The organism is Xanthomonas sp. NCPPB 3218, from assembly GCF_056725185.1.
Window position 1 is genome coordinate 1,534,386 of record NZ_CM161516.1, and the last position, 24,327, is coordinate 1,558,712.

Annotated in this window: 23 protein-coding genes; 17 read left to right on the forward strand and 6 right to left on the reverse strand. The window is 66.8% G+C overall.

What is annotated here, in order from left to right:
• Positions 1 to 24 precede the first annotated feature (24 nt).
• The 7 genes from AC1PLS_RS06620 to recO all read left to right on the forward strand — a co-directional run bounded on the left by AC1PLS_RS06620 (position 25) and on the right by recO (position 7,422).
• Positions 25 to 1,596 carry a DegQ family serine endoprotease gene (locus tag AC1PLS_RS06620; protein ID WP_184431776.1) on the forward strand — a complete coding sequence of 524 codons (1,572 nt, stop codon included), beginning with the start codon at positions 25 to 27 and terminating at the stop codon, positions 1,594 to 1,596.
• A gap of 183 nt (positions 1,597 to 1,779) precedes the next feature.
• Entirely contained in the window at positions 1,780 to 3,570 is a 1,791-nt protein-coding gene (gene lepA / locus AC1PLS_RS06625; protein ID WP_024938035.1) for a translation elongation factor 4, read from the forward strand.
• Positions 3,571 to 3,674: 104 nt separating this feature from the next.
• Positions 3,675 to 4,475, forward strand: a complete 801-nt coding sequence (gene lepB, locus AC1PLS_RS06630; RefSeq protein WP_011036465.1) for a signal peptidase I — start codon at positions 3,675 to 3,677, stop codon at positions 4,473 to 4,475.
• Positions 4,475 to 4,882, forward strand: a complete 408-nt coding sequence (locus AC1PLS_RS06635; RefSeq protein WP_024938034.1) for a DUF4845 domain-containing protein — start codon at positions 4,475 to 4,477, stop codon at positions 4,880 to 4,882. Before lepB ends, AC1PLS_RS06635 begins: the two co-directional genes overlap by 1 nt.
• Positions 4,872 to 5,552 carry a ribonuclease III gene (gene rnc / locus AC1PLS_RS06640; RefSeq protein ID WP_039511552.1) on the forward strand — a complete coding sequence of 227 codons (681 nt, stop codon included), beginning with the start codon at positions 4,872 to 4,874 and terminating at the stop codon, positions 5,550 to 5,552. The genes AC1PLS_RS06635 and rnc overlap by 11 nt, the downstream gene beginning before the upstream one ends.
• On the forward strand, positions 5,549 to 6,448 hold the full coding sequence (era, locus tag AC1PLS_RS06645) for a GTPase Era (protein WP_024938032.1): 900 nt from the start codon (positions 5,549 to 5,551) through the stop codon (positions 6,446 to 6,448). The genes rnc and era overlap by 4 nt, the downstream gene beginning before the upstream one ends.
• 251 nt (positions 6,449 to 6,699) lie before the next feature.
• Positions 6,700 to 7,422: a DNA repair protein RecO gene (recO, locus tag AC1PLS_RS06650; protein WP_024938031.1), complete on the forward strand. Its 723-nt coding sequence runs from the start codon at positions 6,700 to 6,702 to the stop codon at positions 7,420 to 7,422.
• Between the two features lie 149 nt (positions 7,423 to 7,571).
• Here the strand turns inward: recO and AC1PLS_RS06655 are convergent, their stop codons facing one another.
• Positions 7,572 to 8,294 (reverse strand): response regulator, encoded by a 723-nt coding sequence (locus tag AC1PLS_RS06655; protein ID WP_046342105.1) that lies wholly within the window; start codon positions 8,292 to 8,294, stop codon positions 7,572 to 7,574.
• Positions 8,295 to 8,451: 157 nt separating this feature from the next.
• Here AC1PLS_RS06655 and rlmD point away from each other — a divergent pair, with 157 nt between their 5' ends.
• From rlmD to AC1PLS_RS06705, 10 genes are all read left to right on the forward strand, one after another.
• Positions 8,452 to 9,786, forward strand: a complete 1,335-nt coding sequence (gene rlmD, locus AC1PLS_RS06660; RefSeq protein WP_184379868.1) for a 23S rRNA (uracil(1939)-C(5))-methyltransferase RlmD — start codon at positions 8,452 to 8,454, stop codon at positions 9,784 to 9,786.
• Positions 9,787 to 9,896: 110 nt separating this feature from the next.
• Entirely contained in the window at positions 9,897 to 10,394 is a 498-nt protein-coding gene (locus AC1PLS_RS06665) for a CYTH domain-containing protein (protein ID WP_102581090.1), read from the forward strand.
• 150 nt (positions 10,395 to 10,544) lie between these two features.
• Positions 10,545 to 11,228, forward strand: coding sequence for a DsbA family oxidoreductase (locus tag AC1PLS_RS06670; protein ID WP_184379870.1), 684 nt, complete (start codon positions 10,545 to 10,547; stop codon positions 11,226 to 11,228).
• 39 nt (positions 11,229 to 11,267) lie between these two features.
• Complete coding sequence (locus AC1PLS_RS06675) at positions 11,268 to 12,284, forward strand: NAD(P)/FAD-dependent oxidoreductase (protein ID WP_184379872.1); 1,017 nt, start codon at positions 11,268 to 11,270, stop codon at positions 12,282 to 12,284.
• Positions 12,285 to 12,467: 183 nt separating this feature from the next.
• Positions 12,468 to 14,045, forward strand: a complete 1,578-nt coding sequence (locus tag AC1PLS_RS06680; protein WP_184379874.1) for a cryptochrome/photolyase family protein — start codon at positions 12,468 to 12,470, stop codon at positions 14,043 to 14,045.
• 139 nt (positions 14,046 to 14,184) lie between these two features.
• Positions 14,185 to 15,189, forward strand: a complete 1,005-nt coding sequence (nagZ, locus tag AC1PLS_RS06685) for a beta-N-acetylhexosaminidase (protein ID WP_024938024.1) — start codon at positions 14,185 to 14,187, stop codon at positions 15,187 to 15,189.
• Positions 15,189 to 15,743 carry a hypoxanthine-guanine phosphoribosyltransferase gene (locus tag AC1PLS_RS06690; RefSeq protein ID WP_016903731.1) on the forward strand — a complete coding sequence of 185 codons (555 nt, stop codon included), beginning with the start codon at positions 15,189 to 15,191 and terminating at the stop codon, positions 15,741 to 15,743. Before nagZ ends, AC1PLS_RS06690 begins: the two co-directional genes overlap by 1 nt.
• Before the next feature lie 86 nt (positions 15,744 to 15,829).
• Positions 15,830 to 16,582 (forward strand): S-methyl-5'-thioinosine phosphorylase, encoded by a 753-nt coding sequence (locus AC1PLS_RS06695; RefSeq protein ID WP_184431774.1) that lies wholly within the window; start codon positions 15,830 to 15,832, stop codon positions 16,580 to 16,582.
• An 87-nt stretch (positions 16,583 to 16,669) separates the two neighbouring features.
• The gene (gene cspE, locus AC1PLS_RS06700) at positions 16,670 to 16,876 is read left to right on the forward strand and encodes a transcription antiterminator/RNA stability regulator CspE (protein ID WP_003488188.1); all 207 of its coding nucleotides are present in this window, start codon (positions 16,670 to 16,672) and stop codon (positions 16,874 to 16,876) included.
• Positions 16,877 to 16,970: 94 nt separating this feature from the next.
• The gene (locus tag AC1PLS_RS06705; protein WP_184431772.1) at positions 16,971 to 18,236 is read left to right on the forward strand and encodes an FAD-dependent oxidoreductase; all 1,266 of its coding nucleotides are present in this window, start codon (positions 16,971 to 16,973) and stop codon (positions 18,234 to 18,236) included.
• Between the two features lie 33 nt (positions 18,237 to 18,269).
• Here the strand turns inward: AC1PLS_RS06705 and pdeM are convergent, their stop codons facing one another.
• The 5 genes from pdeM to AC1PLS_RS06730 are packed head-to-tail and all read right to left on the reverse strand — an operon-like array spanning position 18,270 to position 24,234.
• Complete coding sequence (pdeM, locus tag AC1PLS_RS06710; RefSeq protein ID WP_039528406.1) at positions 18,270 to 18,914, reverse strand: ligase-associated DNA damage response endonuclease PdeM; 645 nt, start codon at positions 18,912 to 18,914, stop codon at positions 18,270 to 18,272.
• The gene (locus tag AC1PLS_RS06715) at positions 18,904 to 21,396 is read right to left on the reverse strand and encodes a ligase-associated DNA damage response DEXH box helicase (protein WP_481104293.1); all 2,493 of its coding nucleotides are present in this window, start codon (positions 21,394 to 21,396) and stop codon (positions 18,904 to 18,906) included. Before AC1PLS_RS06715 ends, pdeM begins: the two co-directional genes overlap by 11 nt.
• Complete coding sequence (locus tag AC1PLS_RS06720; RefSeq protein WP_481104294.1) at positions 21,393 to 22,997, reverse strand: ATP-dependent DNA ligase; 1,605 nt, start codon at positions 22,995 to 22,997, stop codon at positions 21,393 to 21,395. Before AC1PLS_RS06720 ends, AC1PLS_RS06715 begins: the two co-directional genes overlap by 4 nt.
• Positions 22,994 to 23,227, reverse strand: coding sequence for a hypothetical protein (locus AC1PLS_RS06725; RefSeq protein WP_039528398.1), 234 nt, complete (start codon positions 23,225 to 23,227; stop codon positions 22,994 to 22,996). The genes AC1PLS_RS06720 and AC1PLS_RS06725 overlap by 4 nt, the downstream gene beginning before the upstream one ends.
• Complete coding sequence (locus AC1PLS_RS06730) at positions 23,224 to 24,234, reverse strand: ligase-associated DNA damage response exonuclease (protein WP_046342116.1); 1,011 nt, start codon at positions 24,232 to 24,234, stop codon at positions 23,224 to 23,226. The genes AC1PLS_RS06725 and AC1PLS_RS06730 overlap by 4 nt, the downstream gene beginning before the upstream one ends.
• Positions 24,235 to 24,327 lie beyond the last annotated feature (93 nt).

A 24,327-nucleotide genomic window follows, 5' to 3' on the forward strand; every position in this document is an offset into this window, starting at 1 on the left:
CGCCCTGCCATCGGAGGCAACCTGATGAACCATCGCATTCGCACCCAGATGTTCGGCCTGATCGCCATGACCCTGCCGCTGGCCGCCTGCGCGCAGCAGTCCGCGCCCACGGCCAAGGATGTTGTTCCGATTGCCGCCAACCGCAGCGCCACCCCGGCTCCGCAGCTGGTGGCCGGCTTGCCGGACTTCACCAATCTGGTCGAGCAGGTCGGCCCGGGTGTGGTCAATATCGAAACCACCATCACCCGCAAGGACGCCATGGCGCGCCAGCGGCGCGGTGGGCAGGACGGCGGCGCGATGCCCGGCGACGAGCAGATGCCGGAATTCTTCCGCCGCTTCTTCGGGCCGGATTTCCAGATGCCGGGCGGGCCGCGGCAGGGGCCGGGCCAGGGCGGCGATGACGATGGCGGCATCGCCGGCAAGTCGATGGGCTCGGGCTTCATCATTTCCGCCGACGGCTATGTGCTGACCAATCACCATGTGGTCGATGGCGCCAGCGAGGTCACCGTCAAGCTGACCGACCGCCGCGAGTTCAAGGCCAAGGTGGTCGGCAGCGACGAGCAGTTCGACGTGGCGCTGCTCAAGATCGAGGCCAAGGGCCTGCCGACGGTACGCCTGGGCGATTCCAACACGCTCAAGCCGGGCCAGTGGGTGGTGGCGATCGGCTCGCCGTTCGGTCTGGATCACTCGGTCACCGCCGGCATCGTCAGTGCCACCGGGCGCAGCAATCCGTATGCGGACCAGCGCTACGTGCCCTTTATCCAGACCGACGTGGCAATCAACCAGGGCAACTCCGGCGGCCCCTTGCTCAACACGCGCGGCGAGGTGGTCGGCATCAATTCGCAAATCTTCTCCGCGTCGGGCGGCTACATGGGCATCAGTTTTGCGATCCCGATCGACCTGGCCTTCAGCGCTGCCGAGCAGATCAAGGCCACCGGCCATGTGAGCCGCGGCATGCTGGGCGTGGCGGTCGGCCCGATCGACTCGCTCAAGGCGCAGGGCCTGGGCCTGCCGGATACGCGCGGCGCGCTGGTCAACGACATTCCGCCCGGCAGCCCAGCCGCCAAGGCCGGAATCGAGGTGGGCGATGTGATCCGCGCCGTCAACGGCAAGCCGATCGATGTCGCCAGCGATCTGCCGCCGATGATCGGGCTGATGGCGCCGGGCACCAAGGTTAACCTGGACGTGTTGCGTGATGGCAAGCCGCGCAAGGTGGCCGTCACCCTGACGACGCTGGACAACCCCGCCGGCAACGCCGCCCCGCGTACCGCGGCCGAAGACGCCAAGCCCAGCGCCCCGGCCAGCGTGGAACTGCTCGGCCTTCAGGTCGCCGATCTCACCGCTGCCGAGCGCAGCCGCCTGGGCCTGGAGGCCGGCGAGGGAGTGCGCATCGCCTCGGTGACCGGCGCGGCAGCACGCAGCACCCAACCGCCGCTGTCGCCGGGCCTGGTCATCGCCCGCGTCGGCCGCACCAAGGTCGGCAGCGTCGCCGACCTCAACCGCGCCCTGTCCAGCTACAAGAAGGGCGACGTGGTCATGCTGCTGGTCACTGACGGCAAGGCGACCAGCTATGTGGCCTTGAAGGCCGGCGGCTAACGGAAGCCGGGATTGGTGATTCGGGATTGGCAAAAGCAGGCTCCTGTTCGCGGGTGCCTGCTCTTGTTCTGCCTTTTCGAATCCCCAATCCCCACTCCCAAATCCCGGCTCCAAAGCGTGCGATAATGCTGCGTTACCCTGACGACGGCACCGCCGGCGCCCACCTCAATGTCCTCTGATTCAATGCGGAATATCCGCAACTTCTCCATCATTGCCCACGTCGACCACGGTAAATCCACCCTGGCCGACCGGATCATCCAGCTGTGCGGCGGCCTGCAGGCGCGCGAGATGGAGGCCCAGGTCCTGGACTCCAACCCGATCGAGCGCGAACGCGGCATCACCATCAAGGCGCAGTCGGTGTCCTTGCCGTATACGGCCAAGGACGGGCAGGTCTACCACCTGAACTTCATCGACACCCCCGGGCATGTGGACTTCTCCTATGAAGTCAGCCGCTCGCTGGCCGCCTGCGAAGGCGCGCTGCTGGTGGTGGATGCGGCCCAGGGCGTGGAAGCGCAGTCGGTCGCCAACTGCTACACCGCGGTGGAGCAGGGCCTGGAAGTGGTGCCGGTGCTCAACAAGATCGACCTGCCGACCGCCGACATCGAGCGGGCCAAGGCCGAGATCGAAGCGGTGATCGGCATCGACGCCGAAGACGCGGTTGCGGTCAGCGCCAAGACCGGTCTGAACATCGATCTGGTGCTGGAAGCGATCGTGCAGCGGATTCCGCCGCCCAAGCCACGCGACACCGACAAGCTGCAGGCGCTGATCATCGACTCCTGGTTCGACAACTACCTGGGCGTGGTGTCGCTGGTGCGCGTGATGCAGGGCGAGATCAAGCCGGGCAGCAAGATCCTGGTGATGTCCACCGGCCGTACTCATCTGGTCGACAAGGTCGGCGTGTTCACGCCCAAGCGCAAGGAGCTCGCCGCGCTGGGCGCGGGCGAAGTGGGCTGGATCAACGCCTCGATCAAGGACGTGCACGGCGCACCGGTCGGCGACACGCTGACCCTGGCGGCCGACCCGGCGCCGCATGCGCTGCCCGGTTTCCAGGAAATGCAGCCGCGCGTGTTCGCCGGCCTGTTTCCGGTCGATGCGGAGGATTACCCGGATCTGCGCGAGGCGCTGGACAAGCTGCGCCTGAACGATGCGGCGCTGCGCTTCGAGCCGGAAAGCTCCGAAGCGATGGGCTTTGGCTTCCGCTGCGGCTTCCTGGGTATGCTGCACATGGAGATCGTGCAGGAGCGGCTGGAGCGCGAGTACAACCTCAACCTGATCTCGACCGCGCCGACCGTGGTCTACGAGGTGCTCAAGACCGACGGCAGCATCATCCCGATGGACAATCCATCCAAGCTGCCGCCGCTCAATAACGTGGAAGAGATCCGCGAGCCGATCATCCGCGCCAACATCCTCACCCCGCCCGATTACGTCGGCAACATCATCACCTTGTGCGAGGAAAAGCGCGGCACCCAGATCGGCATCAACTACCTGGGCAGCCAGGTGCAGATCAGCTACGAGTTGCCGATGGCCGAAGTGGTGCTGGATTTCTTCGACAAGCTCAAGTCGGTCTCGCGCGGTTACGCCTCGCTGGATTACCACTTCCTGCGTTTCGATGCCGGCCCGTTCGTGCGCGTGGATACGCTGATCAATGGCGACAAGGTCGATGCGCTGTCGATCATCGTGCACCGCAGCTACGCCGACCGGCGCGGCCGCGAACTGTGCGAAAAGATGAAGGATCTGATCCCGCGGCAGATGTTCGACGTGGCGATCCAGGCCGCCGTGGGCTCGCAAATCATCTCGCGCTCCACGGTCAAGGCGATGCGCAAGAACGTGTTGGCCAAGTGCTATGGTGGCGACGTTTCGCGCAAGAAGAAGCTGCTCGAAAAGCAAAAAGAAGGCAAGAAGCGCATGAAGCAGGTCGGCCGCGTGGAGATTCCGCAGGAGGCCTTCCTGGCTGTCTTGCAGATGGATAAGTAGCAGGGATTCGGGAGTCGTGATTGGGGATTGGCAACGACTTGCCAGCCCCGTGCTTTTGCGAATCCCCAATCTCCAATCCCAAATCCCGTTCCGAAGGAACATCAATGAAATGGTTTGAAATCGCCCTGGTTGTGTTGACGCTGGGCACCGGCTTCATCTGGCTGCTGGACAAGCTGTTCCTGGCCAAGCGCCGCGCGGCACGCGCCGGTCTGCTGGACAGCGAGCCGGCCATCATCGACTACTCGCGCGCCTTCTTTCCGGTGCTGGCAGTGGTGTTGATCCTGCGCAGCTTCGTGGCCGAGCCGTACAAGATTCCGTCCAGTTCGATGATGCCCAATCTGCTGATCGGCGATTTCATCCTGGTCAACAAGTTCGCTTACGGTTTCCGTCTGCCGATCACCAATACCAAGTTCATCCCGACCGGCGAGCCCAAGCGTGGCGACGTGGTGGTGTTCAAGCCGCCGCATGCGCCGGACCAGAACTGGATCAAGCGCGTGGTGGGTCTGCCGGGCGACAAGATCGGCTTCCACGGCGATACGCTGTACATCAACGACAAGCCGATGCGCTACACGGTCAAGGGCGAATACATCGGCAAGGGCAAGGGCGCCGAGATGACCGGCACCACCTTGCTGGTCGAGGATTTGCCGGGCCGCACCCACACGGTGCTGGAGTGGGTCGATCGCAACATGCCGGCCGGGCAGGGTGACTGGACCGTGCCGGCGGACAGCTATTTCGTGATGGGGGATAATCGCGACAACAGCGAAGACAGCCGGTTCTGGACCCAGACGCACTTCCTGCCGGAAGCCAACCTGCGCGGCAAGGCGTTCCTGATTTGGCTCAATTGCGAAGGGTGGTTCTGCAAGGGGAGTTTCGATCCGTCGCGGATCGGGACCGGAATCCAGTAATGCACGCACGGCGTGCCGGGGGAAGCACAATGAAGCGCAAGCAGAGCGGTATGACGTTGACGTCGTTCGTGGTGGTGCTGGCGGTGGTGGGGTTCGCGCTGTATATCGGAATGAAGCTGTTTCCGATGTACCAGGAATACTATTCGGTACGCACGGCCATGAAAGGCCTGGCCAAGGAACCCGACAGCGCCAACATGGATCCGTCCAAGTTGCAGGATCTGTTCTTTCGTCGGCTGTACATCAACTACTCGGAAAACGTCAAGAAAGAGGACGTCAAGTTCGAGCGCGTCGATGGTGGCTGGCGCATGAAGGTTAACTACGAAGTTCGCCGCGAATTGATCGGCAATCTGGATGTCGTCGGTAAATTCGAGACGTCCCAGGACATGACGGGACGTGGTGGCGAATAGGACTTTCCAGCGCGGCGATCCGATCGGGCATGCGTTTGCCGATCCGGGATTGCTCGCCCAGGCGCTGCGACACCGCAGCGCCGGGACACCACATAACGAACGACTGGAATTTCTCGGCGACGGCATCGTCAACCTGCTGGTCGCCGAGGCGCTTTACCAGCGCTGGCCCAAGGCCGACGAAGGTGCATTGACCCGCGCGCGTGCCGAACTCGTACGCGAGGGGGCGCTGGCGGTGATCGGCCGCACCCTCAATCTGGGCGAGCGGCTGACGCTGGGGCCGGGCGAGCTGAAATCCGGCGGCCATCGACGTGATTCGATCCTGGCCGACGCGGTCGAGGCGATCGTCGCGGCGATCTATCTGGACTGCGGCTTCGAACGCTGCCGCGCGGTGGTGCTGCCGTGGTTCGAGCCCTCGCTGGCGGCGCTGCCGGTGGGCAAGGCAGAGAAAGACCCCAAGACCCGGCTGCAGGAATGGCTGCAGGCGCGGCAGCTGCCGTTGCCCACCTACGCGCTGATCAGCGAAAGCGGCGACGAACATGCCAAGCAGTTCCACGTCGCCTGCATCCTGGAACAGCCCGTCGCCCGCGCCGAAGGCCAGGGCAGCTCGCGTCGCCTCGCCGAGCAACAGGCGGCCACCCTTGTCATCGCACAACTGGATTCCAACACGTGAGCGAAACCTCTTCCCCCCACCGTAGCGGCAGCGTTGCGGTGATCGGCCGGCCCAATGTCGGCAAGTCCACCCTGACCAACGCCCTGGTCGGCGCCAAGGTCAGCATCGTGTCCAACCGGCCGCAGACCACGCGCCATCGGTTGCTGGGCATTGCCACCTTTCCCGAAGGGCAGCTGGTGCTGGTCGACACGCCCGGACTGCATCGCGAGCAGAAGCGCGCCATGAACCGGGTGATGAACCGCGCCGCGCGCGGCTCGCTGGAAGGCGTGGACGCGGCAGTGCTGGTGATCGAAGCCGGCCGCTGGGACGACGAAGACACCCTGGCCTTCAAGGTCCTGAGCGACGCCGGAGTGCCGGTGGTGCTGGTGGTCAACAAGGTCGACCGGCTCAAGGACAAGACCGCGCTGTTCCCGTTCCTGGCCCAGGTCAGCGAAGGCCGCACCTTCGCTGCGGTGCATCCGGTGTCGGCGCTCAAGCGCAAGGGCCTGGAGGCGCTGGTCGGCGACCTGCTCAAGCTGGTGCCGGAGGCCGAAGCGATGTTCGGCGAGGACGAGATCACCGACCGCAGCCAGCGCTTTCTGGCCGGAGAACTGGTGCGTGAGCAGTTGATGCGTCAGCTCGGCGAAGAACTGCCGTATGCCACCACGGTGGAGATCGAACGCTTTGCCGAAGATGGCGCGCTGCTGCGCATCGGCGCGGTGATCTGGGTCGAGCGCGAAGGCCAGAAGGCGATCGTGATCGGCAAGGGCGGTACCCGCCTGAAGGACATCGGCGGCAAGGCGCGCCTGCAGATGGAGCGCCTGTTCGGGGCCAAGGTATTCCTGGAGACCTGGGTGCGCGTGCGCGAAGGCTGGTCGGACGACGAAGCGGCATTGAAGGCGTTCGGATACGAGTGAGGCCCTGGCTGGCGCCAGTGCCAGTGCAGTGCTGATAACGTGCTGACAGCCTGTCGATGCGGTCGCCGGCACCGGCACGGACATGGGGCTGCGATGCAAGCGATGTCCCGATGCACCGGATCGCGCCTGGCCATTGCGGCGGCTGCCGTCGACGGCTGCGACCAGCTGCGCTGCCGGCAGCGGCTCACGGCGGTCATCGCTGCTGGCCGCTCTTGTGTCCTGCAATCGCGCCCCCTGCCGCATAACAGACCATGCTGATCGAACACGAACGCGGTTTCATCCTGCATGTGCGGGCCTGGCGCGAGACCAGCCTGCTGGTGGAAGTGCTGACCGAGCAGCATGGCCGGGTCGGGCTGTTGGCGCGCGGGGTGCACGGGCCTCGCAAGCAGGCCTTGCGGGCCGCGCTGCAGCCACTGCAGTTGATCCAGTTCACTGCGGTGCAACGCGGCGAACTGGCCCAGCTGCGTCAGGCCGAGGCGCTGGACACCGCCCCCCGCCTGGCGGGCGAATCCATGCTGGCCGGCTTCTACATCAGTGAACTGCTGCTGCGCCTGGCGCCGCGCAACGACCCGGTGCCAGAGTTGTTCGATTGCTATGCGCAGGCGCGTGCGCATCTGGCATCCGGCCTGCCGCTGGCCTGGGGGCTGCGCCAGTTCGAGCGCGATGTGCTCGATGGCCTGGGCTTTGCGTTCGATCTGCAGCACGACCGCGACGGCCAGCCGATCGACCCGGCGGCGCGTTACCGGCTCGATCCGCAGGAGGGCGCGCTGCGCGTACTGAGCGAGGCGATGGCGCAGGACCGGCGCGACACCGTCACCGGTGCGGCGCTGCTGGCATTGGGCCAGGACGTCATGCCGGCGGCCGACGACATGCCGGGCCTGCGTCGCAGCATGCGGGGCGTGCTGCTGCATCACCTGAGTGGACGCGGGCTCAAATCCTGGGAGATGCTCGAGGATCTGGCGCGGCGGCGTTGAGGGTCGCAAGGCAGGTCTACCAGTCTTGCGAGCAGTCGCCGGATGCGCGTTGAACTCCATGCGGAACCATCGTCATGCATGGTGCTCAATGTCACCAGTTCCGATCGCCAACGCTGCGCCGGGCCCAGGGACAGCGCTGCAGTCCTCCTTCAGTGCAGCAGTGCAGCCACCGCCGCATGGAACTGGGTCTGCGCCGTGCTGGAGTGCGGGTCGCCGCGCAGCAGGCGCACTGCGCCGGCAAGCCGTGCTGCGCCGACAAAACCGCAGCTGGCCTGCAGCCGATGCAGATGGCTGCGCAGTGCCTGATCGTCGCTGACCTGCAAGGCCGAATCCACCGCGTCGCGGGTGCCCGGCAACTCGGCCAGGAACAATTCGCGCAGCGCGTTGAGATGGTGTTGCTGGCCGTTGAGCGCGCTGAGCGCGGCCGCTTCGTCCCAATCGCTGGCGGCAATGTCGACCACGCCCACCGGCGCCACGCTGTAGCGGCCGCGCGCCAGCCCACGACGCACCGCCTGCAGCAGGCGCTCGGAGGTCAGCGGCTTCACCAGCAATTCCAGAAAACCATCGGACTGCAGGCTGCGTTGCATGGCCGTGGTGGTGTCTGCGGTATGGGCCAGTGCAGGCACGTCCGGGTGCAGCAGGCGCAGTGCGCGCAGCAGGCCGCTGCCGGTGCCATCGGGAAGATTGACGTCGATCAGCCACAGGTCGTGGCGACGCGCGCGCGCACGGTCCAGTGCCGACGACAGCGAGTCTGCACAATCCACATGGGCGGGAAGACCTTCCAGCACCGCCTGCAGAAAGCCACGGCTGATCGGGTCGTCCTCTACCAGCAAGAGGCGTGGTTGGGGTTCCTGGCGTGTCGCCATGTTCATGCTGCCTCCTTGTCAGCGATGCCGCGTCCTAGCAGCCGCGTGCAGCGGAAGTGTGCCTGTGTTTGCGGGGCACGACAATTGTTCCACCGCGCGAAGCGGCCGGGATCGGTCGCATCTGCGACAATACGCACCCTTTTTGCCCGCAGCTCGTCGCCACGTGGCCAGAACCCGAAACCGCTTCGACCGTACTCCGTTCCAGACCGCGATCACCGACCTCAGCCACGACGGGCGCGGTGTGGCCCGCCGCGATGGCGAGGGCGGCAAGGTCACCTTCATCAGTGGCGCCTTGCCCGGTGAGCTGGTGCGGGCCGAACCCACCGCGCGCAGCCGGCATTTCGACGAGGCCAGGACAGTGGAGGTGCTGGAGGCATCGCCGCAGCGGGTGACCCCGCGCTGCCCGCATTTTGGGGTCTGCGCCGGCTGCGTGCTGCAGCATCTGGACGAGTCGCAGCAGATCGTTGCCAAGCAGCGCGTGCTGATGGACAACCTGGAGCGCATCGGCCACGTCACACCGCAGGCGGTGCTGCCGGCACTGGTCGGCGATACCTGGGGCTATCGGCGCAAGGGCCGCTTTTCGGTCCGTCGCGTCGAAAAGAAGGACAAGACCCTGGTGGGCTTTCGCGAGCTGGATCCGCGCTTCGTGGCCGATCTGTCGGTCTGCTACACGGTGATCCCGCAGATCGGCGAGAACATTCCGCAGTTGGCGGCGTTGGTCGAAGGCCTGGACGGCAAGCGCGATATCCCGCAGATCGAATTCATTGCCGGCGATGAGGCGGTGGTGTTGACCATCCGCCATCTGCAGGCGCTCAGCGAGCGCGACCTGCAGGCGCTGACCGCATTCGCGCAGGCGCACGGCTTTGCGATCTTCCTGCAGCCCGGTGGCGTGGAGAGCGTGCATCCGCTATGGCCGCAGGAGGTGCCGCTGTCGTTCCGCCTGCCGCAGTGGGATGTGGAGCTGGCGTTCCGGCCGCTGGATTTCATCCAGGTCAACGCCTCGCTCAACCAGAAGATGATCGCGCATGCGCTGGCGCTGCTCGACGCCGGGCCGGACGACCGCGTGCTGGATCTGTTCTGCGGGCTGGGCAATTTCACCCTGCCGCTGGCGCGCGGTGTGCGCGAAGTGGTCGGCGTGGAGGGCGATGCCGGGCTGGTGGCGCGCGCCAGGGACAACGCGCAGCGCAATGGTCTGGCCAATGCGCAGTTCCATGCGGCCGACCTGACCCAGGACCAGCGCAACGCGGCGTGGATGCGGCAGGGCTTCGACAAGCTGCTGCTGGACCCGCCGCGCTCGGGCGCGCTGGAAGTGCTGCAGCAGCTGCCGCTGAAAAAGTTCGAGCGCATCGTCTATGTGAGCTGCCACCCCGGCTCGCTGGCACGCGACGCCGGCTACCTGGTCAACGAGCAGGGCTTCACGCTCAAGGCCGCTGGCGCGATGGACATGTTTCCGCATACCGCGCATGTGGAGAGCATCGCGGTGTTCGAGAGGCGGTGATTGGGGATTGGGCATTGGTGATTCGCAGGAGCGCATTCCCTAAGCCCGCCAGTTAGCCGCTGTGACCAATCCCCAATCCCCAATCCCGAATCTCTAATCCCCAAAATCCCATGCCCATCGAAATCGAACGCAAATTCCTGGTCACCGGCGAGGGCTGGCGCAGCGCCGCGCATGCGGTGATCCCGATGGCGCAGGGCTATATCAACGACCAGGCGGCGCTGCGCAGCGGTGCGCAGAACGCATCGGTGCGGGTGCGCATCCAGGGCGAGAGCGCGTTTCTCAATCTGAAATCGCGTGAGGTGGGGCATACCCGGCAGGAGTTCGAATACCCGATTCCGGTGGTCGAGGCGCGTGCGCTGCTGGCGCTGTGTGTCGGCGGTCTGATCGACAAGCGCCGGCACCTGGTCCAGTACCAGGGGCATGTGTGGGAAGTGGACGAATTCCTCGGCGACAACGCCGGGCTGGTGGTGGCCGAAATCGAACTCGGCGATGCCGACGAGGCCTTCGCCAAACCCGAGTGGATCGGCGCCGAAGTCACCGACGATGTGCGCTATTACAACCTGGCGCTGGCCTCGCACCCGTTCAAGCACTGGAGCGGGGATTTGTAGGTCGGGATTCGGGATTGGGCATTCGGGATTCGTAAAAGCTAACGCGATGCGTCGGAGTTGGGGCTGATTGCGTTGCGCCCCCCCAGTCCCTGCCTTGGTATTGGGTTTATGCTTTGCGAGTCCCCAATGACGAATCTCCAATCCCCGCCCATGCGCATCGATATCTGGTCTGACGTGGTCTGCCCCTGGTGCTGGATCGGCAAGCGCCGTTTCGAGCAGGCGGTGGCCGCACTCGGTGCGCAGGCACCGGCGCTGGACATCCATTACCACGCGTTTCAGCTGGACCCCGATGCTGGCCTGGAGCCGACCCCGCTGCGTGATGCGCTGGCGCAAAAGTTCGGCGGTGCCGCGCGCGTGGAGCAGATGCTGGAGCAGACCCAGGCCACTGCGCGCGCCGAAGGCCTGCCGTTCGATTTCGGGCGTGGGCAGGTGCAGGTCAGCACGTTGCGCGCGCATCGGCTGATCTGGCTGGCCAGCCGCGAGGGCGATGTCCAGGCCGTGATCGAAGCCTTGTTCCATGCGCATTTTGCCGAAGGCCAAGACGTCGGCGCGACCGCAACGCTGGTGACTGCCGGGGCCGCCGGCGGTCTGGACGAGGCCCGCGTGCGCGCGCTGCTGGACTCCGACGAAGGCGTCGTTGCCGTGCAAGCGCAACTGGCGCAGGCCGTTGCGCTGGGAATCCGTGCGGTGCCCAGTTTCGTCATCGATGGACGCAGCCTGATCCAGGGCGCGCAGCCGCCGGAGAGCTTTGCGCAGGCACTGCTGCAGCTGGCGGCTGAATCGGCGCCAATCGGTGGTCCCGATGCCTGCGGGCCGGATGGCTGCGCGGTGTGATCGGCCGGCGGCGTGTGGCAACGGCCTGCCGCTGACGAGATGACGCGGCCCATCCCATCGAGGACGGTTGCGGTGATCGGCGCCGGGCTGGCCGGGCTTGCCTGCGCGCAACGGCTGCAGGCTTCGGGATTGGCTGTGACGTTGTTCGAGCAGGGCGACCTGCCCGGCGGACGCATGCGCAGCTGTGGCGGCGCTGGCTGGCAGTGCGATCACGGCGCGCAGTATTTCACCGCCCGCGACCCGGCGTTTGCCGCAGTGGTGGATGCATGGATTGCGCGCGGTGACGCGGCGATCTGGCCTGCGCGCGTCGCCAGTTGGGATGGCACCCACCTGCGTACGTCGCAGGGCGGGTTGACGCGCTTTGTCGGGGTGCCGGACATGGGCGCACCGGCGCGTGCGCTGGCGGCGTCCCTGAATGTTCGGTTGGGCAGCTCTGTGCGATCGCTGCAGCGCAGTGGCGACACCTGGCAACTGGAGGTGACAGAAGACGGAACGACACGCAACTGCCGCTTCGACACCGTGCTGCTGGCGGTACCGGCACCGCTTGCAGCTGCATTGCTGGCGGACAGCGCGCCCACGCTGGCGACGACGGCCGCCAACGCACGGATGCAGCCGGCCTGGGCGGTGGTGCTGCGTTTCGACATGCCGGTCGACCCCGGGTACGACGCATTGTTCGTCAACGCCGGCCCGTTGCGCTGGGTGGCACGCAACGCCAGCAAGCCGGGCAGGGATGGCGTGGAAACCTGGCTGCTGCATGCCACTGCCGACTGGAGTCGGGCGCATCTGGACGCAACGCCTGAAACGGTGACTGCCCGCGTGTTGCCCGCGTTGGCCGCGCTTGGCCTGCCCCTGCCGCAGTCCTGCGATGCGTATCGCTGGACGGTGGCCAGCACTGAGCCTGCCTTGCAGATCGGCTGTGCCTGGGATGCGCCGCTGAGCATCGGCATCTGCGGCGACTGGTTGGCCGGTGGCAAGGTCGAAGGGGCCTGGCAAAGCGGTGTGGCCTTGGCTGCGCGTGTGTGTGCCGGCGATGCCGCCTGCAGTGGGCAGGAGTGATGCGGTGGCATGCGCGGCGGAGATATGCGCTGGCGTGTCGATGCAGAGCGCGTCTGCACGCCAGGCCGTTCGCCAACGCAAACGGGCCGCGCAGGCATGACAGACCACGTGCCGCTATGCAGTGCGCGCGCGTGCGACCTCGATCGTTGCGACGCTTTGTGCGCGTGCACGCGTCCGGCATAGATGAGCAATCCTGAGGCGACCGCAGCCGAGCGTCACCCGCAGCCAGCCGCACACACGCTGCGCCTGGTCCTGGGCGATCAGCTCAACCCGCAACACAGCTGGTTCGATGCCACCGATGCGGGCGTGGTCTACGTGCTGATGGAAGTGCGCGAGGAAACCGACTACGTGCTGCACCACGCGCAGAAGATCCTGGCGATCTTCGCGGCGATGCGTGCGTTTGCCGCGCGTCTGCGGCAGGCCGGTCATCGGGTGCGTTATGTGGCCATCGACAATCCCAGTAATCGGCAATCGATTCCCGCCAATCTGGACGCGTTGATGGCGCATTACCGCGCCAGCCAGCTGGAGTATCAGGCGCCGGACGAATGGCGGCTGGACGAAGCATTGCAGCACTGGTGCGCGCGGCAGCCGTTCGCCACGCGCATGGTCGACAGCGAACACTTCCTGACCGAGCGCGATGAGGTGGCCGGGTGTTTTCGCGCTGGCGGCCAATGGCGCATGGAAGTGTTCTATCGAAAGATGCGCCGTCGCCACCGGATCCTGCTCGATGCCGCAGGCGAGCCGGAAGGCGGGCGCTGGAATTTCGATCACGACAACCGTGCGCCATGGCCAGGCGATCCGCCCGCGCCGCAGGAGTGGCGCGCCGCGCACGATCACCGCGCGCTGTGGAGCGTCATTGAGGCAGCCGGGGTCCGTAGCTTCGGCGCGCCGAATGCCGATGCGCTGCCGTGGCCGCTGGACCGCGACGAAGCCTTGCAGCACCTGGATGCCTTCATGACGCATGCGTTGCCGCACTTCGGTCGCTACGAGGATGCGATGAGCACGCGCAGCCCGCGGCTGTTCCATTCGCTGCTGTCGTTCGCGCTCAACGTCAAGCTGCTGCATCCGCGCGAGGTGATCGCACGCGCGGAGGCGGCCCTGCATGACGGGCATGCGCCGCTGGCATCGGTGGAAGGCTTCATCCGTCAGATCCTGGGCTGGCGCGAATACGTGCGCGGCGTGTATTGGTCGCAGATGCCCGGTTACGCGCTGTCCAATCGGCTCGACCAGCATGCGCCGCTGCCGCACTGGTTCTGGGACGGGCAGATCGGCATGCGCTGCCTGGCCGATGCGATCGGCAATTCGCTGGCCAACGCGCATGCGCACCATATCCAGCGGCTGATGGTGATCGGCAATTTCGCGCTGCTGGCAGGGCTGGACCCGCAGGCCCTGCATCGCTGGTACCTGGGCATCTACATCGATGCGTTCGAGTGGGTGGAGCTGCCCAATACGGTCGGCATGAGCCAGTTCGCCGACGGCGGCCTGCTCGGCAGCAAGCCGTACATCAGCGGCGCGGCCTACATCGACCGCATGAGCGATTACTGCGGTGGCTGCCGCTATCAGCGCAAGGTGCGGGTGGGCCCGCAGGCCTGTCCGTACAACGCGCTGTACTGGGATTTCCTGGCGCGGCAGCGCACGCTGCTGGGCGCCAACGAGCGCCTGGCGCTGCCCTACCGGCAGCTCGACGCCATGGCACCGGAGGTACTGGAGCAGGTGCAGGCGCAGGCCGCGCACTGGCGGGCGAATCTGGAGGTGCTTTGAGCTGCAGCCGAAGGGCAGCGACCGGGCCGAGACGGCCCGAGACACGGGCCTGCCTGAATGCGCGATCTGACGCTGCAACGCGCATCTGCGACAATGCCGCGCTGCGCCAACGTGGCGCCTGGCCCGGGAGTCCCCCAACATGCTTCTGATCGGCGTTGCCGGTACCGAACTCAGCGCACAGGAACGCGACTGGCTGCAGCACGACGCGGTCGCCGGCGTGGTGCTGTTCAAGCGCAACTTCGCCTCGCGCACGCAGGTGGCCGAGCTGTCTGCGTCCATCCGCGCGGCCGCACCGCGCCCGGTGCTGATCTGCGTGGACCAGGAAGGCGGGCGCGTACAGCGCTTTCGCGACGGCTACAGCGCCCTGGCGCCGCTGCAGAGCTTCGGCGCGCAGTACGCGCAGGACCCCGAGGCCGCGCTCGCCGCCGCGCGCGCGCATGCGCAGCTGATGGCCAGCGAAGTGCGTGCCAGCGGCGTGGACCTGAGCTTCGCACCGGTGGTGGATCTGGGCCGCGGCAACCGCGCCATCGGCGATCGTGCCTTCAGCGACGATCCGCAGATCGTGGCCAGCTTCACCCGCGCCTATGTGCAGGCGCTGCACGGCGCCGGCATGGCCGCCACGCTCAAGCATTTCCCCGGCCACGGCACCGTGCTGGAAGACACCCACGTCGACCATGCCAGCGACCCGCGTCCGCTGGAGGTCCTGTTGGCCGAAGATCTGCTGCCGTTTATGGCCGGCATCGAGGCCGGTGCCGACGCGGTGATGATGGCGCACGTGGTCTACCCGCAGGTCGCCCCGGAACCGGCCGGCTATTCGCCGCGCTGGATCGAGCAGATCCTGCGCGGGCAACTGGGCTTTCGCGGCGTGGTGTTCTCCGACGACATCGGCATGGCTGCCTCGTTCAGCGCCGGCGGCGTGGCCGGCCGGGTGCATGCGCATCTGGATGCCGGTTGCGACGTGGTGCTGGTCTGCCACCCGGAACTGGTCGACGAATCGCTGCAGGCCGTGCAGGGCCGCAGCCTCAACACCGCAGCATTGATCGGCCTGATCGGCCGCGGCGCGCTGGGCTGGGATGGCCTGCTCGCCGGCTCCGACGCCTCATTCACCACTCCCCTTTCCGCCTCTTTCGGAACAACTGCCTGATGTCCACGCTCACCATTTCCCAGGCCCTGGCCCAAGCCGATCTGCTGGTCGACCGCCCTGCCATCGATGCGGCTGTCGCCAGCATTGCCGACGCGATCGCGCGCGACTATGCCGGCGAAGTGCCGGTATATCTCACCATCATGCACGGCGCGTTGCCGTTCTCCGGGCAGCTGGCGCTGGAGCTGGGCGCACGCGGCCAGGACCTGCAGTTCGATTACCTGCATGCCACCCGTTACCGCGGCGAAACCACCGGCGGCGAGCTGGTGTGGAAGCACCGTCCGGCCACTGCGCTGTTCGGTCGCCGGGTGATCCTGGTCGACGACATCCTCGACGAGGGCTACACGCTGCAGGGCGTGCGCCAGTGGTGCCTGGAGCAGGGCGCCACCGACGTGCGCGTGGCGGTGTTGACCGTCAAGCGTCACGACCGTTGCGTGCCTGGTGTGGCCGCCGACTACGTCGGCGTGGAAGTGGCAGACCGTTACGTGTTCGGCTTCGGCATGGACGTCAACGAGCAGCTGCGCGGCATTCCCGCCATCTACGCGATGAAGCAGTAACTGCCCCAGTTTGCCCGCGTCGCTGCGGGCAGCCCGGCGCGCAGGGCTGCGCGTCACCATTCTGTCCTTCGTTGCAGAGGTTGCTTGTGTCCTCCACTTCCATCGCATTGGCCGTCATCGGCGGCACCGGCGTCTACAAGCTCGCACAGCTGGATCAGGTGCAGACGCACGACATCGAAACACCGTATGGCGCGCCCTCCGGCCCGATCCGCGTGGGCATGTTGCTGGGCCACCGCGTGGCATTCCTGGCGCGTCATGGCGAAGGCCATTCGCTGCCGCCGCACAAGGTGAATTACCGCGCAAACATCGCTGCGCTGCAGCAAATCGGTGCTGCGCGGGTGCTGGCGCTCAATACCGTCGGCGGCATCACCGAGCAGTTCGGCCCACGCGTGCTGGCGTGCCCGGATCAGCTGATCGATTACACCTGGGGCCGCGTGTCCACCTTCTGTGAGGAGTCGGGCAGCGAGGTGCAGCACGTGGATTTCGGCCATCCGTATTCGCCGATGTTCCGCAGCAAGGTCATCGCCGCCGCCAAGGTGACCGGCGTCACGATGGTCGCCGGCGGATGTTACGGCGCAACCCAGGGACCGCGACTGGAAACGATTGCAGAGATCGCCCGGATGCGTCGCGACGGCTGCGATCTGGTCGGCATGACCGGCATGCCCGAAGCGGCTCTGGCACGCGAAAAAGGCCTGGAATATGCATGTTTGGCGATCGTGGCCAACTGGGCGGCCGGCTGTGGCGACGCGCAGGAAATCACCATGGCGGAGGTGTTGGCCAACGTCGATGCCGCCTCGTCCGGATTGCCGGAGCTGATCGGCGAACTTGCACGCGGGTGATTGTCATCGGGGCATAAGCTTTGCATACTCGGCGCGTACGCATCGCCGTACACCACCCATTAATTATTGCAAAGGTCTCGCATCACCATGCCGAACGGTACCGTCAAGTGGTTCAACGACGCCAAGGGATTTGGCTTCATCTCACCGGAGGACGGCAGCGCCGATGTCTTCGCGCACTTCTCCGCGATCAACTCCAAGGGCTTCCGCAGCCTGCAGGAAGGCCAGCGCGTCAGTTATGACGTGACCCAGGGCCCCAAGGGTGCCCAGGCTTCGAACATCACGCCGGTCGAGTGATGTGACTCGATTGTGCGGTTGAAGAACCCCGCCACGGCGGGGTTTTTTTTGCATCGGCCCATGCGGGGTCGGTGCCGTCCAGGGAGCGAAGGACATGCAGCGAGCATTGCGCATTGCGGTAGTGGGTTATGGAACGGCGGGGCAGGCACTGGCGGTGCTGCTGGGCGCCGACGGCCACCGGCTGGACGTGTTCGAACGTGCCGCCACGCCAGGGCCGGTGGGAGCGGGCTTCCTGCTGCAGCCCAGCGGGTTGCAGGTGCTGTGGAAGATGGGCCTGCTGCCACAGGCGCTCGCGCATGGCGCACCGGTGCGCCGGCTGTATGGCGAAACGCCGTGCGGACGCGCGGTGATGGACATGCAGTACCGCGATCTGGATGCGCGGCTGATGGGCCTGGGGATGCAGCGCGGCGCCTTGTTTACGCTGTTGCGCGAGGCCTGGCCGGAGCACGCGCAGCTGCATGTGGATACCCGGATCACCGCGATCGATCACGACGGCGCGCGCGTGCAGGACCAGCGCGGGCACTGGCATGGCCCCTACGATCTGATCATCGCCGCCGATGGTTCTGCGTCGAGCTTGCGCGCGCAGGCGCAGGGCACGCGGCTGGATCGGGTGTATCCGTGGGGTGCGTTGTGGTGCCTGCTGCCACGCGACGACTGGCCGTTCGTCGATGAGTTGCGCCAGCGCTATATCGGCGCGCGCAAGATGATCGGCCTGCTGCCGGTGGGTACGCGCCCGGACGACGCCACCCCGCGGCTGAGTTTTTTCTGGAGCCTGCCGTGCAGCGATTTTGCCGCGTGGGAACAGCGCGGCATTGCCGCATGGCGGCAGGAGATTGCGCAGATGTGGCCGGATGCACATGCGCGTCTGGAGACCGTGCAAGTGCATGGCGCATTGGCGCGTGCGAGTTATCGCGACGCGGTGGTGACACGCTGGCATCGCGGCCGCTTCGTGCTGGCCGGCGATGCCGCGCATGCGATGAGTCCGCAGCTGGGGCAGGGCGTCAACATGGCGCTGCTGGATGCGTTGGCGCTGCGCGATGCCTTGCGGGTCGGCGCCGATCTGGATGCGGCCTTGCAGCACTATCAGCGCGAGCGCCAGGCGCATGTGGCGATCTATCACCGCTGGAGCCGTTGGCTGACGCCGCTGTTCCAGTCCGAGCGCGATCTCTGGGCGCACGGGCGCGATCTGCTGCTGCGCCCGATGGGACGCGTGCCCGGCGGACGCGGGCATATGTTGCGGGTGCTCAGCGGCACCCAGCACGGCTGGTTCGGCAAGCTGGCACTGGCGCCGGACTTTGTGGACGCGTTGGCGCAACCGGTGCCGCGTGTTGCCGTCGACAAGGCCGAAGCGGCCGCTTAGAAGAAGCGCCGGCCCCAGGTAGTGTTGCGCCCGCTAACGCACCGGCAATGCCAGCGCATCGTCTTCCACGCAGGCGACCAGGCGCTCACCTTCGACCAGCGTTGGCACGATGCCCGCGGTGAAATGCGAGAACGCCGGCAGGATGGTGACGCGCTCGCGCAACCAGAACGCCGGCCAGCGGCGCGACATGCCGGGCAGCGCGGCCAGCGGATGCAGGTGCCCGCACAGCACATGCCCGGTTGGATGCGGCAGCGGATCGTGGCGCAGCACGAAGGGACCATCTTCGACCTGTTCGCCGGCCGCTTCGATATGCAGGTCGGCGCCCGCCAATGCGCGGTCGTGATTGCCGCGGATGGCGATCACGCGCAACGCGCAATGGCGCTCGCGCCATGCGCTCCAGCGGCGATGCCAGGCCGCGCGCGGTACGGGGCCGTGCAGCAGGTCGCCGAGGATCCATAACGCGTCCACCGTGCGCTGTTGCAGCAGCGCATCCAGCCGCTCCAGATCGTGCGCGGTGCCGCCGGCCGGCATTCCGATGCCGGCGCGACGGAACACATCGGCCTTGCCCAGATGCAGGTCGGCGATCAGCAAGGCGCGTTGCGCCGGTCGATACAGCGCGCGTTCGCCGAGCAGTTCCACTGTTTCGCCAGCAAGCTGCAACTGCACGCTATCGCCCATGTTTACGCTCCAGTTGTTCGGCAGCGCGCAACACGCGGGCCTTCCAGTCTTCGGTACTCAGTTGGCCGCGCACGCGTTCGGCCCATAGCGGAAACGACAATGGGGTGAGGCTGCGCGGTTTGCACAGGCGCAGTTCGCGCCGCGCGCAATCTTCCAGTGCATGCGCAAGCCGCGCCAGTTCGAGCTGGCCTTCGAACACTTCGCGCTCGGCCTGGGCAAGCAGCAGGTGATCGGGATCGAAACGTTGCAATACGTCGTACAGCAATCCGCTGGAGGCCTGCAGCTGCCGCAGGCTGCGTGGTGCACGGCCGGGCAGCGATGGCGACAGCAAGCCGGCCACGCGCGCGATCTCGCGGAACTGGCGGCGTGCCAGTTCGCCCAGGTTGAGGCTGTCGCGCAGATCGGCGAACAGCCCCTCCGGCGACAGCAGCGCCTGCAGGACGTTTGCATCGAGTTCCACATCCTGCGCCGGTGACAGCACGAATCCGTAATCGTTGGCAGCAAAACTGAAGGTATTGCGCTGACGCCTGCCCCAGCGCGCTGCCAGCAACGCGGCCAGCCCTTCGTTGACCTGGCGGCCGGCGAACGGATACACGAATACGTGCCGGCCATCGCGCGCCTTGATGCTTTCCACCACCAAATGGTCCGGCCCGGGCAGCGAGGACAGCGAGGCCTGCAGGCGCAGCAACGGCGCCAGCGCCTGCATTTCCGGCGCGTCGCTGGGATCGGCAAACACCGCTTCGACCTCGCGCCCCAGGGCCGACGACAACGGCATGCGCCCGCCCATCCATTTGGGCACCACGCCGCTGCCACCCTTGGCCACGCGCACGTAGGCGGTCATGTCTTCCAGCCGCACCAGCTCCAGCAAACGGCCGGCAAACTGAAAACGATCGCCACGGCGCAGGCGGCCGACGAACTGCTCTTCCACCGCGCCCAGGCGGCCGCCGCGTAGGAACTGCACGCGCACGCTGCCGTCGCTGGTGATCGTGCCGATGGACAGGCGGTGCCGCAGCGCGACGCGCCGGTCGATGACCCGGTACACGCCTTCTTCGTCGCGCACGACCTTGTGGAAATCGGGGTAATGCGCCAGCGCGCTGCCGCCCTGCACGATGAAGTCCAGCACCGCCTGCCAGGTGGCGTGATCCAGTGCCGCAAACGCATCGGTGCCGCGCACCTGCTCAAACAAGGCATCGGCCTGAAAACCGCCGCCCAATGCCAGGGTCACGCAATGCTGCGCCAACACGTCCAGCGACAGGCGCGGTGGCGGCCGCGCCTCGATCTGGCCATGCACGATGGCGCGCCGCGCAGCGGCGTATTCCACCAGTTCCAGCGCATGCGAGGGCACGCACACCACATGCCCGGATTCGCCCGGACGGTGGCGCGCGCGGCCGGCACGTTGCAGCAGGCGTGCAATGCCCTTGGGACTGCCGACCTGCAGCACCTGATCGACGGCCGGGAAGTCCACGCCCAGATCCAGGCTGGAGGTGGCAACCACGCAACGCAGGCTGCCGTCGCGCAGGCCTTGTTCGGCCGCCGCGCGCAAGGAGGGGTCCAGCGAGCCGTGATGCAGCGCGAGCGTGGCCAGATCATCCGGCCACACCGCACTCAAGGCCTGATGCCACAACTCGGCCTGGGCGCGCGTATTGGTGAACACCAGGCTGGTGCGCTGCTGCATGATCTTCTGCAATACGCGCGCCAGCTGCGCCAGACCCAGATGCCCGGCCCACGGAAAGCGCTCGCCGCTGTCGGGCAGCAGCGTCTCCAGAGTCATCGCGCGGGGTTTGACGCCCGACACCAGCGCGGCATCGGGGCGATGTGGCAACAGCACGTCGCGCGCCTGCGTCAGGTTGCCCAGCGTTGCCGACAGGCCCCAGATGCGCAGCTGCGGCGCCCAGCCGCGCAGCCGCGCCAGGCACAGTTGCAGCAGCACGCCACGCTTGTTGCCGAGCAGCTCATGCCATTCGTCGACGATCACGCAGCGCAGCGCCGACAGCTGCGGTGCGGTGTCGGGATACGACAACAGCAAGGCCAGCGATTCGGGCGTGGTGACCAGCACATCGAGCTTGCCGCTGCGCGCCAGCCGCTTGTCGCGCGCGCTGGCGTCGCCGGTACGCAGGCCCACCTGCCAATCCAGCCCCAGGGCCTCCACCGGCTCGCGCAGCGCGCGTGCGGTATCGGCGGCGAGTGCGCGCAGGGGCGTGATCCACAGCACCTGCAGCGTGCGTTGCTGCTGGCGTCGCGCGGCCGTGGCGGGCTTGCTCGCCGGCTTGCGTCCACGCGTGGACAAGGCCTCCAGCAGCGGCCCGCCGAAGGCTGCCAGTGTCTTGCCGCTGCCGGTGGGGGTATGCAGCAAGCCGGACTCGCCCGCGAGATAGCGCTTCCACACATCGCGTTGAAACGGCAACGGCGCCCAACCGCGCTGCGCGAACCAGGCACGCCATTGCTGCAAGGGCGTGCCGCGCGTCTGCGCCGCAGCACTCACCGTGCCAGCGCCTGCAGGCTGCTTAGGTGATCGGCCTCGCGCATCGGCTTGTCCTGTCGCCAGCGCAGGATGCGCGGGAAACGCACCGCAATGCCGGACTTGTGCCGCGCGCTGCGGTTGACCGCTTCGAACCCCAGTTCGAAGACATGGTGCGCGGTGACCGCACGCACCGGGCCGAAGCGTTCGGTGGTATTGGCGCGGATCCAGCGATCCAGCTGCAGGATCTCCTTGTCGTCCAGCCCCGAGTAGGCCTTTGCGATCGGCACCAGCTGGCCCTCGTGCCACAGCCCGAAGGTGTAGTCGGTGTACAGCGTGCTGCGGCGGCCATGGCCGGCCTGAGCGTACAGCAGCACCGCATCGATGGTGAGCGGGTCGATCTTCCACTTCCACCAGTCGCCGCGGCGGCGGCCGGACTGGTAGCTGGAGCTGGCGCGCTTGAGCATCAACCCTTCCACGCCGCGCTCGCGCGCATCCAGTCGCAGCTGCGCGGCCGCCTGCCAGTCACCGACCCGCACCAGCGGCGAGGCGACGATGCGCGGGTCGGCGAGCGTGCTCAGCACGCCTTCCAGCAATGCGCGACGCTCCTGCAAGGGGCGCTCGCGCAAATCCTCGCCATCGAGTTCTAGCAAGTCGTAAGCGACCACGCGCGCCGGCGCCGCCGCCAATGTCTTCGGCCCGGGCTTGAGCCGCTGGATGCGCGTCTGCAAGGCGGTGAACGGCATCGGCAAGGGCTGCTCCGGTTGCCAGGCCAGCAGCTCGCCATCGATGACCGTGCCGTCGGGCAACTGCAGCGCGGCCTGTTCGATCTCCGGGAAACGGCCATCCAGGCGTTCCTCGCCACGCGACCACAACGCCGCTTCGCCAGCGCGCCGGATCAGCTGCAGGCGAATGCCGTCCCACTTCCATTCCAGCAACCAGTCATCGACCGCGCCCAGCGTTTCGACCTCGGCTTCGAGTGGCGAGGCGAGAAAGAACGGGTAGGGCTGCTGGCGATCGCCGGGCAGTTCCTCGGCGGTCAGCAGAGTGGCCAGATAGCCCGGATGCGGCCGCCAGCTGCCGAGCATGCGCTGTGCAATGCGCGCGATCTCTATCCCGGACATCTCCGCCAGCGCCTGCTGCACCAGTCGCTGCGACACCCCCACGCGCAGGGCGCCGGTGAGCAGTTTGTTGAACACCAGGCGCTCGTCGAAGGCCAGGCTGCGCCACGCCTGCACGATGCAGGCCTTGCGCACTTCCACGTCCTGGTTGGCGATCGGCAGCAACCGCTGTTCGATCCACTCGGCCAGCGGCAGATCGGCCGCCTCGGTGATCGGGTCGTCCAGCAACAAGGCGAGGGTTTCGGCCAGATCGCCGACATGGTCGTAGCTGTCGGCCACCAGCCAGTCGGCGATGCCGGCGGTGTCGGTGATCCATTCGCGCAGTTCGCCGCTGCTGGCGATGCGCATGCGCGTGCTGGCTACCTTGCCACCGGCCAGCAGGTACAGCGCCCACGCCGCATCGAACGGCGGCGCACTGCGGAAATACGCGACCAGGGCCGCACGCTTGTCGAGCGTGCCGGTGCTGCGATCCAGGGTGCGGTACAACGCGGCAAATCGCTTCACGCCGGGCCCTGCAGCTTGGTGCGGTTGTCGGCAGCACGCAGTTCCAGCGCGCGCCGCGTGAATGCGCCCAGACAGCGCGGGCGCCGGTAAGGCCGTGGCGGCCCGATCACCGCCGCCGGCAATGCGCGGTGCACGCGAAATGCCAATGCGTGGCGACGGAACGCGAGTGCGCCGGTCAAGCGGATCCGTGGGCGCGCGCGCGCATAACGACGTGCAGGCAGGGGGTTCATTCCTCGGCTCCGAAATCGGTACGGAAGGCTTCGGCAGCCACGCCGCGTTCCAGCAGGTGCTGAATCAGGGCATCGGTGTTGCCGTGGGTGGCGATCACCCGCCGTGCGCCGGTGTCTTCGATGGTGCGCAGCAGGTCCGGCCAGTCGGCATGATCGGACACCACAAAACCGCGGTCGTAATTGCGCCGACGGCGATTGCCGCGAATGCGCATCCAGCCCGATGCGAAACCCTGTTGCGCATGCCGGAAGCGACGGATCCAGGCGCTGCCGGCCGCCGATGGCGGCGCCAGGACCAGTTGCCCGGCGTAGTCGGCGCCACGCGCATGGTCGCTGACCGGTTGAGTGTCTAGCATCGGGATGCCGGCCTGGCGATACACCTCCACGCCCACCGCGATCGCGCCATGCAGCAAGGCCGGTTGCGTATCCCAGGCGCGCAATTCCGCCAATACGCGTTGCGCCTTGCCCAAGGCATAGCAATACAGAATGGCGGCCTCGCCGCGCTCGGCGCATTCGTGGCGCCAGGCGACGATATCGGCCGCGACATCGGCGGTATCCGGCCAGCGATACACTGGCAGCCCAAAGGTCGCTTCGGTGATGAAGGTGTCGCACGGCACCACTTCGAACGGTTTGCAGGTGGGATCGTGCTGGCGCTTGTAGTCGCCCGATGCAACCCAGACTTCGCCATCCACCTCGATGCGCACCTGCGCCGAGCCGAGCACATGCCCGGCCGGATGCAACGACACCCGCGCGCGTCCCAGTTCGAAGGCTTCGCCGTCGGCATGCGTGTGATAGACCTGCTCGCCCAGGCGCCACTGCAGGATCGGCAAGCTCTCGTGCGTGCAGTGGTATTCGCCCATGCCGCTGCGTGCGTGGTCGCCATGCCCATGCGTGATCACCGCACGTGGCACCGGCCGCCAGGGATCGATATGGAAGTCGCCCTGCGGGCAATACAGGCCTTCGGGGCCAAGCACCACCAGATCGCCAAGTTGTCCGTTGCCGTTGCGCATGCGGCAACTCTGGCCAAGCCGGTGTGCAGATCCTGAGAATGGGAATGGCACGCATCGACGCACCACTGCGGCAAGGCTTGCAGATCGCAATCG

Bases quoted from the DNA above. Each gene is read 5' to 3' on its own strand.
- AC1PLS_RS06670 (WP_184379870.1), top strand. From the start codon at position 10,545: ATGCGCATCGATATCTGGTCTGACGTGGTCTGCCCCTGGTGCTGGATC.
- recO (WP_024938031.1), top strand. From the start codon at position 6,700: ATGCTGATCGAACACGAACGCGGTTTCATCCTGCATGTGCGGGCCTGG.
- AC1PLS_RS06675 (WP_184379872.1), top strand. From the start codon at position 11,268: ATGACGCGGCCCATCCCATCGAGGACGGTTGCGGTGATCGGCGCCGGG.
- AC1PLS_RS06635 (WP_024938034.1), top strand. From the start codon at position 4,475: ATGCACGCACGGCGTGCCGGGGGAAGCACAATGAAGCGCAAGCAGAGC.
- AC1PLS_RS06690 (WP_016903731.1), top strand. From the start codon at position 15,189: ATGTCCACGCTCACCATTTCCCAGGCCCTGGCCCAAGCCGATCTGCTG.
- AC1PLS_RS06620 (WP_184431776.1), top strand. From the start codon at position 25: ATGAACCATCGCATTCGCACCCAGATGTTCGGCCTGATCGCCATGACC.
- AC1PLS_RS06665 (WP_102581090.1), top strand. From the start codon at position 9,897: ATGCCCATCGAAATCGAACGCAAATTCCTGGTCACCGGCGAGGGCTGG.
- cspE (WP_003488188.1), top strand. From the start codon at position 16,670: ATGCCGAACGGTACCGTCAAGTGGTTCAACGACGCCAAGGGATTTGGC.
- lepA (WP_024938035.1), top strand. From the start codon at position 1,780: ATGCGGAATATCCGCAACTTCTCCATCATTGCCCACGTCGACCACGGT.
- AC1PLS_RS06655 (WP_046342105.1), bottom strand. From the start codon at position 8,294: ATGAACATGGCGACACGCCAGGAACCCCAACCACGCCTCTTGCTGGTA.
- AC1PLS_RS06725 (WP_039528398.1), bottom strand. From the start codon at position 23,227: ATGAACCCCCTGCCTGCACGTCGTTATGCGCGCGCGCGCCCACGGATC.
- AC1PLS_RS06680 (WP_184379874.1), top strand. From the start codon at position 12,468: ATGAGCAATCCTGAGGCGACCGCAGCCGAGCGTCACCCGCAGCCAGCC.
- AC1PLS_RS06705 (WP_184431772.1), top strand. From the start codon at position 16,971: ATGCAGCGAGCATTGCGCATTGCGGTAGTGGGTTATGGAACGGCGGGG.
- nagZ (WP_024938024.1), top strand. From the start codon at position 14,185: ATGCTTCTGATCGGCGTTGCCGGTACCGAACTCAGCGCACAGGAACGC.
- lepB (WP_011036465.1), top strand. From the start codon at position 3,675: ATGAAATGGTTTGAAATCGCCCTGGTTGTGTTGACGCTGGGCACCGGC.
- pdeM (WP_039528406.1), bottom strand. From the start codon at position 18,914: ATGGGCGATAGCGTGCAGTTGCAGCTTGCTGGCGAAACAGTGGAACTG.
- AC1PLS_RS06730 (WP_046342116.1), bottom strand. From the start codon at position 24,234: ATGCGCAACGGCAACGGACAACTTGGCGATCTGGTGGTGCTTGGCCCC.